The 15,019-nt window shown below is 41.2% G+C and carries 16 protein-coding genes; 10 read left to right on the top strand and 6 right to left on the bottom strand.

Annotated features, from left to right (window positions below; translation table 11 throughout):
- Positions 1-70 precede the first annotated feature (70 nt).
- From CQ839_RS14320 to CQ839_RS14305, 4 genes are all read right to left on the bottom strand, one after another.
- A complete protein-coding gene (locus CQ839_RS14320) occupies positions 71-439 on the bottom strand; it encodes a hypothetical protein (RefSeq protein ID WP_146048743.1) in 369 nt (122 codons plus the stop codon).
- Positions 440-463: 24 nt separating this feature from the next.
- On the bottom strand, positions 464-1,426 hold the full coding sequence (locus CQ839_RS14315; RefSeq protein ID WP_103668956.1) for a ParA family protein: 963 nt from the start codon (positions 1,424-1,426) through the stop codon (positions 464-466).
- A 160-nt stretch (positions 1,427-1,586) separates the two neighbouring features.
- The gene (locus tag CQ839_RS14310; RefSeq protein ID WP_103668955.1) at positions 1,587-2,141 is read right to left on the bottom strand and encodes a hypothetical protein; all 555 of its coding nucleotides are present in this window, start codon (positions 2,139-2,141) and stop codon (positions 1,587-1,589) included.
- A gap of 61 nt (positions 2,142-2,202) precedes the next feature.
- Positions 2,203-2,874 carry a cytochrome b/b6 domain-containing protein gene (locus tag CQ839_RS14305; RefSeq protein ID WP_103668954.1) on the bottom strand — a complete coding sequence of 224 codons (672 nt, stop codon included), beginning with the start codon at positions 2,872-2,874 and terminating at the stop codon, positions 2,203-2,205.
- Positions 2,875-3,145: 271 nt separating this feature from the next.
- Here CQ839_RS14305 and CQ839_RS24840 point away from each other — a divergent pair, with 271 nt between their 5' ends.
- From CQ839_RS24840 to CQ839_RS14270, 7 genes are all read left to right on the top strand, one after another.
- Positions 3,146-3,331 (top strand): hypothetical protein, encoded by a 186-nt coding sequence (locus CQ839_RS24840; RefSeq protein WP_146048742.1) that lies wholly within the window; start codon positions 3,146-3,148, stop codon positions 3,329-3,331.
- A gap of 6 nt (positions 3,332-3,337) precedes the next feature.
- The gene (locus tag CQ839_RS14295; RefSeq protein ID WP_103668952.1) at positions 3,338-4,906 is read left to right on the top strand and encodes a tyrosine-type recombinase/integrase; all 1,569 of its coding nucleotides are present in this window, start codon (positions 3,338-3,340) and stop codon (positions 4,904-4,906) included.
- 187 nt (positions 4,907-5,093) lie between these two features.
- Positions 5,094-6,038: a glycosyltransferase family 9 protein gene (locus CQ839_RS14290; protein ID WP_103668951.1), complete on the top strand. Its 945-nt coding sequence runs from the start codon at positions 5,094-5,096 to the stop codon at positions 6,036-6,038.
- Positions 6,039-6,310: 272 nt separating this feature from the next.
- On the top strand, positions 6,311-7,042 hold the full coding sequence (locus CQ839_RS14285; protein ID WP_258040737.1) for a glycosyltransferase family 9 protein: 732 nt from the start codon (positions 6,311-6,313) through the stop codon (positions 7,040-7,042).
- A gap of 272 nt (positions 7,043-7,314) precedes the next feature.
- Positions 7,315-8,214: a hypothetical protein gene (locus tag CQ839_RS14280; RefSeq protein WP_146048741.1), complete on the top strand. Its 900-nt coding sequence runs from the start codon at positions 7,315-7,317 to the stop codon at positions 8,212-8,214.
- A gap of 17 nt (positions 8,215-8,231) precedes the next feature.
- On the top strand, positions 8,232-8,984 hold the full coding sequence (locus CQ839_RS14275) for a M48 family metallopeptidase (RefSeq protein ID WP_103668949.1): 753 nt from the start codon (positions 8,232-8,234) through the stop codon (positions 8,982-8,984).
- 361 nt (positions 8,985-9,345) lie between these two features.
- A complete protein-coding gene (locus tag CQ839_RS14270; protein ID WP_103668948.1) occupies positions 9,346-11,088 on the top strand; it encodes a DUF3352 domain-containing protein in 1,743 nt (580 codons plus the stop codon).
- A 56-nt stretch (positions 11,089-11,144) separates the two neighbouring features.
- On the opposite strand, the gene CQ839_RS14265 is transcribed toward CQ839_RS14270, so the two are convergent.
- On the bottom strand, positions 11,145-11,525 hold the full coding sequence (locus CQ839_RS14265; RefSeq protein WP_103668947.1) for a helix-turn-helix domain-containing protein: 381 nt from the start codon (positions 11,523-11,525) through the stop codon (positions 11,145-11,147).
- Positions 11,526-11,629: 104 nt separating this feature from the next.
- Here CQ839_RS14265 and CQ839_RS14260 point away from each other — a divergent pair, with 104 nt between their 5' ends.
- Positions 11,630-11,866 carry a CDGSH iron-sulfur domain-containing protein gene (locus CQ839_RS14260; RefSeq protein ID WP_103668946.1) on the top strand — a complete coding sequence of 79 codons (237 nt, stop codon included), beginning with the start codon at positions 11,630-11,632 and terminating at the stop codon, positions 11,864-11,866.
- A 72-nt stretch (positions 11,867-11,938) separates the two neighbouring features.
- Positions 11,939-12,637, top strand: a complete 699-nt coding sequence (locus tag CQ839_RS14255) for a pirin family protein (protein WP_103668945.1) — start codon at positions 11,939-11,941, stop codon at positions 12,635-12,637.
- Between the two features lie 108 nt (positions 12,638-12,745).
- On the opposite strand, the gene CQ839_RS14250 is transcribed toward CQ839_RS14255, so the two are convergent.
- Positions 12,746-13,537 (bottom strand): VanW family protein, encoded by a 792-nt coding sequence (locus tag CQ839_RS14250; protein WP_103668944.1) that lies wholly within the window; start codon positions 13,535-13,537, stop codon positions 12,746-12,748.
- A 359-nt stretch (positions 13,538-13,896) separates the two neighbouring features.
- On the opposite strand from CQ839_RS14250, the gene CQ839_RS14245 reads away from it, so the two are divergent.
- A complete protein-coding gene (locus CQ839_RS14245; RefSeq protein WP_374937747.1) occupies positions 13,897-15,015 on the top strand; it encodes an undecaprenyldiphospho-muramoylpentapeptide beta-N-acetylglucosaminyltransferase in 1,119 nt (372 codons plus the stop codon).
- Positions 15,016-15,019: the final 4 nt, after the last annotated feature.

Below are 15,019 nucleotides of genomic sequence, written 5' to 3'. Positions count from 1 at the left end.
TTTTTGATGAATATCTTCCTAAATGGAATTATAGAGCCATTCCTCAAAATAACTGAAATGCATAAGTTATTTATTTTTCATTCCTAAACACTGCTCCAACTGTAGTAGTGGGACGGCGTAAAAGTTGATTACGAAGTTTGGCTACAGGTGCGATATCAACTTTTTTGTCTGCAAAGTCTTTGCTCTCCACCAAGCAAGAAAACCCAGAAATATGGATTGCACCATCAATTTGCTCAATTTCTTCTTCAAATAGCCTCACGTTGTAAGGGTATCGAACTTCTGCACCATCGAGTTCAAATGCTCGTATCACTAAGTACTCAAAAGCTTTGCCAGCATCCCAATTAGGTGTATTACGCCTTTGTATACTATCCCATAAAGATCGTAATGCGTCCCATTGCATCAATTTAATTATACTTTCGTATTCTGCTGATGTAGTCAATTTTAGACCTCTTTTAAGATGTACTTATTCCAAATCAACTAAGCTCAACCTTGAGGTTTGTTCTTTCTTGCCTAGAGAAACTTCTAGCTTTTTCAAAAGCTCGACTGTGACCTCAGCAAAGGCTTTAGCACCGCCAGAATTGGGATTAGCTAAGGAAGCAGGGATGAAATTATCCACAGCTTTAGCAATGTTTACATCATTGGGAATCTTCGTTTTAAAAATCTTGGCACTGCTAAAATCCGCAGCTACTCGATCCATTACTTTTTGGTAATATCTACTTAGGGTAAAGCCTGCGGACATACTAAATACAATCCCTAATAGTTGGATATTGATTGAGTTATCTTCTCGATAGACTTCACGCAATCTCTCAATCCGTCTTTCTAATAGCTGAATACCTACTACTGATAGAGGTTCAGGTCTTGCTGGCATCAGGTAATAATCGCTAGCCACAATACTGCTGCGAGTGATCAAGTTATACCCAGGGGCACAATCGAGAATAATGAAATCATAAGTTTTAAGAGCTGGAGCAAGAATACCTTTAATTAAGGTTTGCTCGAACTTACTCCAAGTCTGCTGAAAAGTCTGTTTTTCGTCGTATAACAGCGATCGGTTATAGAGCATTTCGGAAACTAGAAATTCATCGTATAGATCGATATCACCGACTAATAGATCTAACCCCTGTACTTTGCAAACATGGGGAATTACCAGATCTTTGATTTGGTAGACTTTTTCTTCTGGATCGTTAACCTGTACTCCATAACGCGCGATCGCTTGACTGACCAGATTGCGCAATGTGCGGTTTTCTTTACGGCACTTGGCAAACTCGGCTGGAGAGATCATGCTGAGCGTGGCGCTAATTTGGGTATCTAAATCTACAACTAAAACCTTTTTGCGATGGATTTTAGCCAAGCAGGTGGCAATATTTACAGTTAAGGTGGTCTTACCGACTCCACCCTTCATATTTACTGTTGCTATTACTTTTCCCATTATTTCAATACTCGCAAAATACAGTTTTAAGACTATGGCTTCTGAGCCGCTTATCCTAAATCATTTTTAGTGAGATAACAATACACCATTGGACTGCTAAGTCATCTGTAAAAAACCACTACATCTAGCTTTATGCAAAGATTCTTCTCTAAGTTGCTTTCTAGTTTAAATTCGGGTTAACAACATGACCTCTAGTGGGGTCAGGGATAAATAATCCGAGGCGTAGCGATCGCAATACTACTTCCCAGACCTCGTGCATTTGTTCTTCTCCCTCTGTCCAGTAGTCGAAGGTAAATAGGACTTGGACATTGCCACCGATGCCGATTAGGATGCGGGAAGTTGCTTCTCTCTTCTCAGTAGCATCGATATATCGTAAATCTGCCCAGACTAGTTTCATGCCATCTCGATTAGCACTAGTAATTTTACTTTTGGCGAGAATTTCGCGATCGTCGTCATCTAGGACTTGTTGCAGAGCTTTTTTGAGTGGGAAGGTATTCCAGTCGTGGGGAGGCAAACGATTAAAGGACATTTCTAATGCGCCTGTATCGTCGGTTGGCTCAAAATCGTGAAAGCTTACGGACTTTTCCTTAAACTTAACGATCCAATCTTTAGGAAAGTCAAACCGCACCGCACCGCGATCGGCAACAAAGATCTTGTATCCCTCTTCCGACTCCCAGCCATGATCGCTGCGTAAAGTTAGGTCTTTTTTTCTCATGTTTTTAAATAGTATGCTAGCACTACAAATTATTTTCTTGGTAGGGTGGTCATTGCCCACCCTACTGTGGTGATAAAGCTGGTAAAACAAAAGCGATCGCAATGCCACCTATAACTAATATTTCAATAATAAGTAGAGTTTTACTAGAAGGCTTAAGCTTAAAGCTTTTAAACCAAGACTTTGGCATGTCTTCAGCGCGAATTTTCCAGTTATAGATAGATAACAATAGTGGCAAACCACCTACTTTAGCGCTCATCAATAGATGCATTGCTATACCAACAATCATCAATAACCATGCAATCAGGTGTCCGATATACCAAGCATGATTTAATTCCTCGCTCGGTAACCATTCTTCCTTCATCATCCGTCCTGTAATTACAGCAAAGGTAGCGGATAGAAGCATGATCGTATTTGTGAGCCGCTGTAGAGACACCCACCAAATTGGTTTATTAAATTCTTTAAGCTGAACAAGGGATTGGGACTGAACTAATCGCCGTGAGCCAATATGAAAGCAATATAAAGCGAAAAGCGGTAAGAGAACCAAAAACGTTAAAGCGATCGTGCCGTGAATACCCTGAGTATTGGGAACTATGGGCAAGTTAAGAGTGCCAAACCGCTTGTCAAAACGGTCATAGACCATAAAGCCTGTAATCAATGATGCAAAGACAAGTAAAGCGATCGCACTATGCAGTAACCGCAGTAAAACAGGTTGATATGGAGTAGTTTGCGACATAATCTTTTTGTTATGATTGCGAATGAATATCAGATAAAATAAAAATGAGTAAAAGCCTAATAAGCAAAGTTATAGCAATCGGAGCTGCTCACCTTATATTCAATGTTACGATGTTTTTCACTGGCAAGCCTGTTGCAAGTGCGGCAGCCATATCACAAGCCCTCAAATGGTTAAGCTTTGGCACTCACGAGCAATATGGAGTATGGACACTGATTAGTATTGCATTTATGGTTAATTCATTTTTAAAAAGGATTCTTTAGGGGATAAAACAATGCTTAAATTCGCAATGTATTTCGTTATGTTTGTTGGTGCGATCGCGATCGCAGCTTGGGTATCTCGTGAGGCTAGTTACTTCTTTAATAGTCTTTTCTATTACGTTCGATACCATTGGCTACCATTTTTGGGAGGGGTCGCGTTAATTGCGATTATCTACAAAGTCCTTAGTAGTAAATCATGAGCCAACATGATAGATCTTGGAATAGATAGTTTAGAGCGAATTCTCACGGCTTGCGATCGCAACACATTGGCAGGCCAGCGCGATTATGCAATTTTGCGGTTATTAATGGAGAATTCGCTAAAGCGGCAGCAGGTTACAGCGATTAGTATTTGCGATTTTGACTTTAAGTCGCGATCGCTAATGATTCAACAGCCCTATAAACGTCAAGATCAGCAAAATCAACCAGAAGTTATTAGTCTCAGTTTAGACACAGCCACCGCATTACAAGACTGGCTGAATTTGATTCATATCAGCAATGAGAATGGGTTAGAAGATTCTCAAGCGCCATTATTTATATCGCTAGATCGCGCTAATTATGGACATAGGCTGACGGGAACAGCTATCTATGGGCTTGTCAAACGCGCAGCGGTTAATGCAGGTGTTAATAGTGCGATCGCCCCCGAACAGCTCCGATTTAGCCAAGAAAAATACGCATCATCTCTAGATTGCGAGACACAAAATGGGACTATAATTGAGACTGGTGATTCTCGATTGAGACTTGCTGATGTATCTAAATTAGAATACAAGAATCAAAACGAGACTCAAATAGAGATTGATAAGTATCAAATAAGAGTAGATAATCAATTAACAAATTCCAGCAACATTCCCTACGCACTTGCGGAATTTAGTCCTGATATATTAACGGCACTCCTTTCTGACAAACGGAGCCTTAACACTAGACGTGCTTATGAAAAAGACTTGCGATATTTTTTTCTTGCTGCCTATGGGCAAAAGCCAACTGAGACTGTAATTGCTCAGTTTCTACAATTGAATAGATTTGAGGCGATCGCGATCGCTTTGCGATACAAATCAGACCTAATTGCCAGAGGCTTAAAGGAATCCACAATCAATCGGCGGTTATCAGCGCTTAAGTCCCTAGTAAACTTTGCAGCCAAATTAGGAAAATGCAATTGGAATCTTGATGATGTCCAAACTGAGACAGTGCAAACCTATCGCGATACGACTGGGATTAAGCCTGAAGGTATTCGCACCATGTTACTGAGCATCAAGCGTGACACTATCAAAGGAAAACGTGATTTCGCGATTTTGAGGCTACTTTGGGACAATGCTTTACGTCGTAATGAAGTTGTTAGCGCCAATATCGGAGATTTTGATTATGAAGAGCGATCGCTACAAATTTTAGGCAAAGGACGTGGCTCTCAAAAGAGTCTCATTAGTCTTAATACTGGAACGATTGGTGCAATTCAAGACTGGCTATCTTGTTTTGAGACAAAGAATCCAACTCAGCCATTATTCCACTCCCTAGATCTTGCTAATCGCGGACATAGACTGACTGGAACGGCAATTTACCAAATTGTTAGCCAGATTGCACGAACGTCAGGGATTTCTAAACATATGTCCCCGCATCGGATTCGCCACTCTGCGATTACAGCCGCCCTAGATGCGACTAATGGCAATGTCCGTAAAGTTCAGAAATTATCACGACACAAGAAACTCGACACTCTCATGCTCTATGACGACAATCGTACAAATATGCAAGGTGAAGTATCGAGTTTGTTAGGAGATTTGATATAGCCCAAAAGCGAGTTGCGCAGCAACTCGCTTTTGGGCTTTAGAGTGGCTATAGCTAGCTATACCTTTAGGCACTCGTTCGTACGGCGTAAATGGTGGCGATCGGAATCACATTGTATTAATGCTATCTGTATCAACTCCCAAAAACAAAGTAATATTACATACGGTCTTCGTCTAGAGATGTATAAATATGATGCGAATACTGGCCTTGGTTCCAGGTGGAACTGGCGATCAGTTACTATTTTTCCCGACACTGGATACGCTTAAACAAAGTTATCCCAATGCCGAGATTGATGTGGTAGTCGAACCACGGGCAATGGCAGCTTATCGCGTTTGCCAATCTGTGAACCGAGTCCTCAAGTTTGATTTCAACGATCGCAACTCGTTGGCAGATTTTGGCAACTTACTCGGAACCATTCGTGATCGTGAATATGATGCAGCAATCGTTACACAGCCTAGTTTTTCGATTAATATCTTGTTGTGGTTAAGCGGTATTCCCCAGCGAATATCCTTTGCAGGGCAGGGTGACTTTTTGCTGACTAATATTATTACGGCCGATCCCCAAGAATATGCAGCAGTCCAAAAACATAACTTGCTGATGGCGATCAATATCCAGAAGTTATGTCCACCAATTAAGGTTACGCTCGCCAAAAGTGATTTGGATTGGGCCACGAGCGAGCAGAAGCGTCTCGGCATTCAGCAAAGTGGTTTTATCCTGCTAAATTGTGGCGCTTATGCTAACTACCCTGCGGAGAGTTGGGCAACAATTGCGCTCAGTATTCAAGCGAAACTCCCCGATTTACCAATTGTGGCGATCGACAGCGTCAATAATGCTGATTTGCTGAAGCAATTAACAGCCAAAGTCCCAAATCTCATAATTACTAGTCCGACGGATATCGGCAAGCTGACCGCATTTATTGCCTCAGCAAATCTATTTATTTGTGCTGAAGGTGACGCAATGCAATTGGGTGTTGCAGTTGGTACGGCAATAGTGGCGATTTTAGGCGCTAATACTCCTGCTGGATATTTGCTTCCGCTTACCGAAAAACGCATCAAATATGTACAAGCGATCGCAGGTCAATCTCTTAAAGCGATTGACCCGCAGATAGTTCTATCCAAAATCTGGGAAGGATAGATATTTTTAGAGTTTTCGCAGACACTGAAAACTCCAAAATGGGTTTTAATACACAAAAGGCTCGCAAAGCGAGCCTTTTGTGTATTAACGCTTAGTATTTTCCCAACGAGTGCCATCAAACTTATTTGCCCCAAATCAAGACCGAAAAAGACCGAAAAAGTTTGATCTAGTCATGACAATTCGCAGCATATAGTGGTATATCTCAACTATGACAAATTGGTCAGCAAAGAGATGATCAAAATAGTGGCTCTAAAGGTAATGGGTTTAACAACATGAAACCGTTAAAACTTAGCCGTGAATATGATGCAGCAATCGTTACACAGCCTAGTTTTTCGATTAATATCTTGTTGTGGTTAAGCGGTATTCCCCAGCGAATATCCTTTGCAGGGCAGGGTGACTTTTTGCTGACTAATATTATTACGGCCGATCCCCAAGAATATGCAGCAGTCCAAAAACATAACTTGCTGATGGCGATCAATATCCAGAAGTTATGTCCACCAATTAAGGTTACGCTCGCCAAAAGTGATTTGGATTGGGCCACGAGCGAGCAGAAGCGTCTCGGCATTCAGCAAAGTGGTTTTATCCTGCTAAATTGTGGCGCTTATGCTAACTACCCTGCGGAGAGTTGGGCAACAATTGCGCTCAGTATTCAAGCGAAACTCCCCGATTTACCAATTGTGGCGATCGACAGCGTCAATAATGCTGATTTGCTGAAGCAATTAACAGCCAAAGTCCCAAATCTCATAATTACTAGTCCGACGGATATCGGCAAGCTGACCGCATTTATTGCCTCAGCAAATCTATTTATTTGTGCTGAAGGTGACGCAATGCAATTGGGTGTTGCAGTTGGTACGGCAATAGTGGCGATTTTAGGCGCTAATACTCCTGCTGGATATTTGCTTCCGCTTACCGAAAAACGCATCAAATATGTACAAGCGATCGCAGGTCAATCTCTTAAAGCGATTGACCCGCAGATAGTTCTATCCAAAATCTGGGAAGGATAGATATTTTTAGAGTTTTCGCAGACACTGAAAACTCCAAAATGGGTTTTAATACACAAAAGGCTCGCAAAGCGAGCCTTTTGTGTATTAACGCTTAGTATTTTCCCAACGAGTGCCATCAAACTTATTTGCCCCAAATCAAGACCGAAAAAGACCGAAAAAGTTTGATCTAGTCATGACAATTCGCAGCATATAGTGGTATATCTCAACTATGACAAATTGGTCAGCAAAGAGATGATCAAAATAGTGGCTCTAAAGGTAATGGGTTTAACAACATGAAACCGTTAAAACTTAGCAGCAGATTCTCGTGGGCAATTGCCACCAATTATGTCGCTAGTTGTATTTTTCTAACTTGCCTTACTTTAATAAATAGTCTCAGCGATTCTTCAACGGTGATTGCTCAGCCTGTAATTTCTACGACAACCTGCCAACAACTAACTAATCGACGTTACGTCGTCATACTAGATCGTGCAGCTAATCTATTACCTCAGTTACCAGAATTTCTCGCAATTGCCGCTATACCCTGTAGTTATCTCAATACTTCCATGACTTTTTTTGGTGGGTTTGATAATGCACAGTCTTCTACATTTCGAGCAAATCAATTGCGAGCATTAGGACTAGATGCAGTTGTACATTCTTTCTCAGCAAAAGTAACCGATATTCCTGCTAATTTACAAGCTTCCGTAGTTTTGGTAGAACTGAGCAAAGAACCAAATATGGCAATTCAACAGGTGCAAACTCTATCTGGAAAGAGTGCAGTTTTAGCTACATTTAATAACCGTTCGGTACTTTTAGCAGCACCATTATCAAGTCAACAGAGCGCAGGTGCGATCGCTACCAAGCTTCGGGGTCAGGGGATAGCAGCTCAAGTGATTGGTGCATCATTGATTGCTTCACCGATGTCAGCAAATACCACAAGTTCTATCCCTACAAATTCAGTCCCAACTTCCCCAACAAACCCAACTTCTACTGCCACGATTTATCGCGTCTTAGTTCCCAATACAAATGCTGACACCTTAAAACAGATACGTGAACTTGTCCCCGATGCCTTCGTGACTATTTTTAAAGGTAAATCTTACATTCAAGTGCGAACTTATACTAATCGTAGTAACGCACACCGTGAGCGCGATCGCTTAAATTCTCGCTTTGCAGGCACGATTTTGATTCAAGATTAAAGTGCAAGATTAAACCTATGGCAACTGGTTCTAAGTCTTTAATTAATGCTGATTTACCAGCTTACACAGTACGTGTAAGCGATCGCGCAAAGTCTGTGCGCCTTTCACTTTCCGTAGAAGCTGGTTTAGAAGTAGTCATCCCTGTTGATTATGATCATCAAAAAGTTCCTGAGCTTGTCCAAAAAAAGCGCGATTGGATTGTTCGTAATCAGCTCAAACTCGATCAGCGTGAAGCTTTTTTTCAGTCACAGGCTCCCCATGAGTTACCTGACAGCATCAATCTGCGATCGCTAGGCGAAGAATGGCAAATCGAGTATCGCAACTCTCCTACGAAATCAAGAGCGATCGCGATCCAAGAAAATAAGTCTGAGCTAAAACTAGTGGTAAATGGCAATATTGCTGATGTCGAAGCTTGTAAATTTTTCCTGAAGCAATGGCTGATGCAAAAGGCGGAAAAGCATTTATTTAGCTGGTTACGCAAGGTCAGCATCAGCGCCAAGTTGCCCTATCGCACTACAGCAGTGCGTAGTCAAAAGACTTTATGGGGTAGTTGCTCTGGCAGCCGCAACATCAGCCTCAACTACAAACTACTATTCCTCGAACCCAATGTGGTCGAATATGTGCTGATTCATGAGCTTTGCCACACTGTTCACATGAATCACTCAGATAAATTTTGGAAGCTAGTCAGTAAATTTGAGCCAAATTACAAAATATTAGATAAATCTCTTAATCAGGCTTGGCAAGTTATCCCAGCATGGCTTAACTTTTAAAGTGGCGGCGCTTCGCGCCGCCACTCATCTTCTGGTTTTATGTCCTAAGATAAGTGACTACGAATATACTTATATAACTTCAAAGCAATTTCAAAATATTTTTTAAAATTAGTGAATTTTTAGGTCTCATCCTTTAGGGGGATTTTCTATATATTTACTGTTAATTAGCTTGCGATAGGAACACTTGCTTGAAAGCATCACAATACAAGTCAATAGGGGATTTAGCACATGCTTTAAATTGTTCTTTAGGCAGGATTGATGTGAGTGAACTTCCGATTCATCAGTAAATCGCATCTATAGACATCCCTAAGTTAAGCTCTATACTGTCATATTGAAATTGACAAGTGTGAGGTATTCATTTATGACTGAAACAAAACCAAATTTACTACCAATTATTGGTGGTGCGGCTGTAGTCGTTGCAGGGGGCATAGGTGCTTATTTCTTCCTCAATAAGCCAGCGATCCTACCTACAGGTAGTAGCACTGCGGGAACGTTGTCGGTTGTACCTAAACAGTCATTGATTGCAATGTCTTTATCAACTGATGGAGAGGCATTGTCAAAGATAGAACAGTTCTTGTCTCCAGAAACCAAAAAGATTTACGATAATGCGATCGCTGAAGCAAGGAAAGGGCTTTCTTCGAGTGACTTCGACTATGAAAAAGATGTAAAGCCTTGGATCGGTAAAAATGTGACCATCGCCATTTTGCCTTCTAAGAAGACTGCTAGCCTTACGTCTAGAAGCTCCCAAGCAGCAATCCAAAATCGCTATGTACCAATGAGCGATACTGGTTCAATTCAGTTTGTGCAAGATAAGGTTGAGACTGAAGCCAAGACTGTCCCAAATATTCTGATTGTGGCTGAGGTTAAAGACAAGGCTGGGGCTGAGAAGTTTTTGACTGAAAAGATCAAAGCTAAATCAGGTGGCAAAGAAAAGCAATCTGATTATAAAGGCGTAAAAATCACACAATATGGCGAAGGCTCAAAAGTCAGTGCAACTGCAATGGTTGGTGATTATTTGATTGTCACTCCTCAAGAACAGACTACTCAGAAAGCGATCGATACTTTTAAGGGTGAAGCTTCGTTAGTAAGTTCAGCAAGTGCCGACGATCTCAAGCTTCAAAATCCTGTTGCCCAAATTTATATTCCCAACTTTGGCGAATCGATCGTTGAGCTAGCAGCGCTAAATCCCGAAGCTCAGACAATTCCCCCACAATCGCTGGAGCAATTGAAAAAAGTTAAGTCCATGAATATGGGATTTGGCATTGATGACGCAGGCATTCGCTTTAAAGCAACTGGTAAGTTTGATCCTGCTGCTATTGCTGCTCTCAAGAACTCGCCCAATAAGGTTATCAGTCAAATTCCTGCCCAAGCATTTATGTTAACCACTGGGTTTAATATTAAGAATTCATGGGAGCAATTTGTCAAGTCAGCCGAAAATACACCTGAAGTCAAGAAGGGAATCGACGAAGTCAGAACCCAACTGAAGACTTCTCCCTTAGCGATCGATCTTGACAAAGATATCTTTGGCTGGATGGACGGCGAATTTGCTTTCACTGCTGTATCTGGAAAACCAGAAGGAATTTTGGCACAATCCCAAGGGCTTGCACCTCTATTAATGCTGCAAACCACAAACCGTGCTGCTGCTGAATCCTTGTTTAAGAAACTGGATGATTTTGCATCCAAGAATGGCGCAACAGTAGCCAAAAAAGATGTTGGTGGAGTATCAGTTACAGAATGGTCGGCAGCTGGAGCTGGAGCGATTATTTCGCATGGTTGGAGCCAACAAGACACTCTCTTCGTCACTGCATCGCCTATCGTGTCTCTCTTTGTACCAAAACCTACAACTGCGATCGATGCTGATCCTACCTTTAAGTCAGTGGTCAGTACTCTACCAACTAACAATGTTGGCTACTTCTATATTGATGCCGATCGCGCTTGGAGTATTTTTCAAACTTTCATTCCCCCTGCCGAGAAAGCAAAAACTCCTCCTGAGACAAAAGCTTTGATTGAATCTATCCGTGGATTAGCTGGAACTGCTGTTTATCCTAACGCAGAGACTGCTGAAGTCGAAGTAATCTTGGCGCTAAAGAAAGGTGGTAAGTAAATAAAGCGATCGCGCTTTCTTCACAATAAAAAAAGACGCACGTTGTGCGTCTTTTTTTATTGCTGTTCTAAATATCTTTTGCCCCAAAAATGCATCGCATCCAATACAGGTTGTAAGGTTTTGCCCAAAGGTGTTAGAGAATACTCTACTTTTGGTGGGACTTGCGTATAAACTTCTCGATGTATTAGCCCATCGTTTTCCATTTCTCGCAATTGTTGAGTCAACATTTTTTGAGTGATGCCATGCAAACTGCGATGTAATTCTCCAAAGCGCCTCGTGCCATTAAACAGTTCGTGCAAAATTAAAACTTTCCACCTTCCGCCGATCGCTTCAAGGGTAGCTTCGACGGGACAGCTAAGGCGATCACTCTGGTAAGCAGCGCTACAATCTATATCAGGCAAGGGATTAATGATAAAAGTATCAGAATATTTTTCCATAGTATCTTTTTAGTATGTACCTTACAAAAAAGTGCATACTTTACGAAAAGAGTGTAAAGCAATTATATTTGATTTGTCGGTAACCAACGCATTTGGTAAAAATCATGAGTGAGCCTAAGATTGTTGACAAGAAGCCAGTTGTATTGGAGCTAGAACCCAAAACTTATTACTGGTGTACCTGTGGCGAATCCACAAACCAACCCTATTGTAACGGCGCACATAAAGGAACAGAATTTACACCTCTTGCCTTTGAAGTGACCGAAACCAAGAAAGTTGCGTTATGTCTATGTAAACACACAGGTAATGCGCCATTCTGTGACGGTGCACATACAAAACTCTAATTCACAATTTGCAGCGCCATTAGGCGCTGCAAATTATCCAAAAACAATAAACAATTACCAGAGGTAAAAATTATGTTGACTATTCGTAAATCAGAAGAAAGAGGACATGCCAATCACGGATGGCTCGATAGTTATCACACTTTCTCCTTTGCTGGCTATTACGATCCGCAACATATGGCATTCCGTTCATTGCGAGTAATTAATCAAGATCAGATTGCTGGTGGCAAAGGATTTGGAACGCATCCCCATCGTGATATGGAAATTATTACTTACATGCTGGATGGCGCTTTAGAGCATAAGGACAGCATGGGAAATGGTTCAGTTATTCGTGTTGGTGATGTGCAGAGAATGAGTGCTGGGACTGGCATTACCCATAGTGAGTTTAATCCTTCGGCGACGGAATCCGCCCATTTATTACAAATATGGATTATGCCGAATCAAGAGAGCGTAAAGCCAAGTTATGAGCAAATCTCTTTCTCACGGGAGGAAAAGCTTAACCAATTGCGGTTGATCGCTTCACCCGATGGACGCGATCGCTCAGTCACAATTTATCAAGATGCCTATATTTATGCTTCTATTCTCGAAGATGGCGTAGAAGTTACTCATACAGTTAAGCAAAATCGCTATGCATGGATACAGGTAGCTAGAGGCTCTGTGTTAGTAGGCGATCGCTTGCTAAATACTGGTGATGCTATTTCTAGCGATCAAATTGGCGATTTGAAATTGACTGGTAAAGAAAACTCTGAAATCCTAGTTTTTGATTTGGTCTAAATTTCCTATCCTGAATTCCGAGCCAATAAAATTTTTGAAAGTGCTGCTTTGCATCACTTTCAAAAATTTACCCAAAAACAAGAGTGGTGGCACGCGCCGCCACTCTTATTAAGACTTTATGCATGGCTGATAACAGCTAACCGCCTCATAATCACGTTGCCATGTAGATGATTGCTCTAATTCGCTTTTGATATAGCGTGAAGTTTTGACAATCCAACCTGATAGATATTGAACATCTGGTGCTTCAATCTGCTGAACTATTTTTGATTCCACCCTTACCTGCCAAGGTTTTGGGGCATTACCCCAAACACTAGACTCAACTTTGTTTTCCTTTTCTAATACTTGAAAGCGCAATTGTAAAGGAATTTGACTATGGTTGCGAACGATTAAATCCTTATATCCATTAGCTACCGCCGCATCTTGTCCTAACTCATAAAATCTTGATTCTCCATAGGCATCGATACTATGGCAATGCCTTTCTAAAATCTCGCATCCTGCATAAAGTAAAGTATTAAAAATATTAGTAGCAATTAGACATAAACCTCCACCCACATCAGTTAGTACCTGACCACGGACAAATACTGGAGCTTCCCGAAACCCATTAGTTTTAGTCGGTTCACCTATGCGATCGCTAAAGCTAAAAATCTTTTGTGGAGGGATGTACAGGCAGTTCAGCTTTTGAGTAGCAAGTTGCAAGTTCCAAATCCGATTAGCCCGAATTTCTGGTGTGCCACGATCGGGGATCGGAGTACTAAACTCAGTCCATTTGTGCAGGTAGCGATCGCTATGATCGGGATTTTGCTGATTAGCATAATGGAATGGATATCCTTTAGCTAAAGCTTTTGCATATTTCAGACTATTACGAATTGGTCTTTTGAAATCTTGCCAGATGTGATTCATAACTCTTAAACTTTGAGCTTTTGTTTCCTTAATTAATTTTCACATGAAACCTATCAAAATCTAAAAATAGAGATATTACCCAAAGATTGTGAGGCGGTGCTTTACGCCACCTCACAATCTTTGAGTTTTACAGTGCATAGCGCTGCACATTGGAAAATTGCCATGAAATCGCTACAATACTTGCAATGAATAATTCATACCAATTCACAAAAGTGTTGTCACACTTTTGTGAATTGAAAACCAAAACCTGTGAGGGTTTTAAAAGCACAAAATGGCGTAGCCATTTTGTGCTTTGGTATCAGTATTCTCAATAATCCAATATCTAGAGACAATAAATACCTGTGGGCGCAACTAATCAGATCGAAGATCAGCCGAACTTACCATCAGACCATAAAAAATTAGCCAAGAAACCCAGAATTGTACTTACGGGTGGCGGCACAGCGGGTCATGTTAGCCCCAATCTCGCTTTAACTGCAAGTCTTGAATCCGATGGCTGGGAGATTGTATATATTGGCTCTAACCATGGCATTGAGAAACAGTTAGTTGCCGAAACTGGAATTCCCTACTACGGTATTTCTTCTGGAAAACTGAGACGTTACTTTTCTTGGCAGAACTTCATTGATCCTTTTAAAGTAATTAAAGGCATATTTGATGCTTATTTTGCGATCGCCAAAATCAAGCCCAAAGTTGTTTTTTCTAAGGGTGGCTTTGTCACTGTTCCCGTTATTTTTGCTAGTTGGCTGCAACGGATTCCTGTAATTATCCATGAGTCAGACTTCTCTTCAGGTTTAGCCAATCGCCTATCAATTCCCTTTGCTACCAAAGTCTGTGTTACATTTCCTGAGACTGCAAAGCATTTAGCAAAATATGCTGCAAAGATTAAACATACAGGCTTACCCATTCGTCCCGATATTCTTCGAGGAAATATAGAGAAGGGAAGAGAATTTTGTGGGTTTAATGCCGATTCTCCAGTTCTATTTGTGGTTGGCGGCAGTACAGGCTCTGCGAAAATCAATCAAGCTGTCCGTTCAGTTTTGGATGTTCTTACGCAAAACTATCAAGTTGTTCATGCTTGTGGTCGAGGGAATCTAGATAGCAATCTCAAAGGAAATCAGCGCTATCAGCAATTTGAATATTTAGGAACAGAACTTGCGGATATTTTAGCGATCGCTGATTTAGTTGTGTCGCGTTCTGGAGCAAATGCCGTATTTGAATTTTTGACTTTGCGAAAACCGAATTTGCTTATTCCTCTATCCAAATTATCCAGCCGTGGCGATCAGATCCTCAATGCCAAGTCTTTTCAAGCTCGTGGCTATAGTGCCGTTCTGTTTGAAGAAGATTTGACCAGTGAAAGCTTATTAGCGGCGATCGCAGATCTTAATATGCGTCGTGACGAGTATATCGAGAATATGAATAAGAGCGAAGATGCTAATGCGATCGCGCAAATTGTCTCTTTGATTAAAGAATTCAGATATTAAAATT

The organism is Pseudanabaena sp. BC1403, from assembly GCF_002914585.1.
Classification (GTDB): domain Bacteria; phylum Cyanobacteriota; class Cyanobacteriia; order Pseudanabaenales; family Pseudanabaenaceae; genus Pseudanabaena.
Note: the sequence above shows the minus strand (reverse complement) of the source record. Positions and strands in the feature narration are given on the sequence as shown.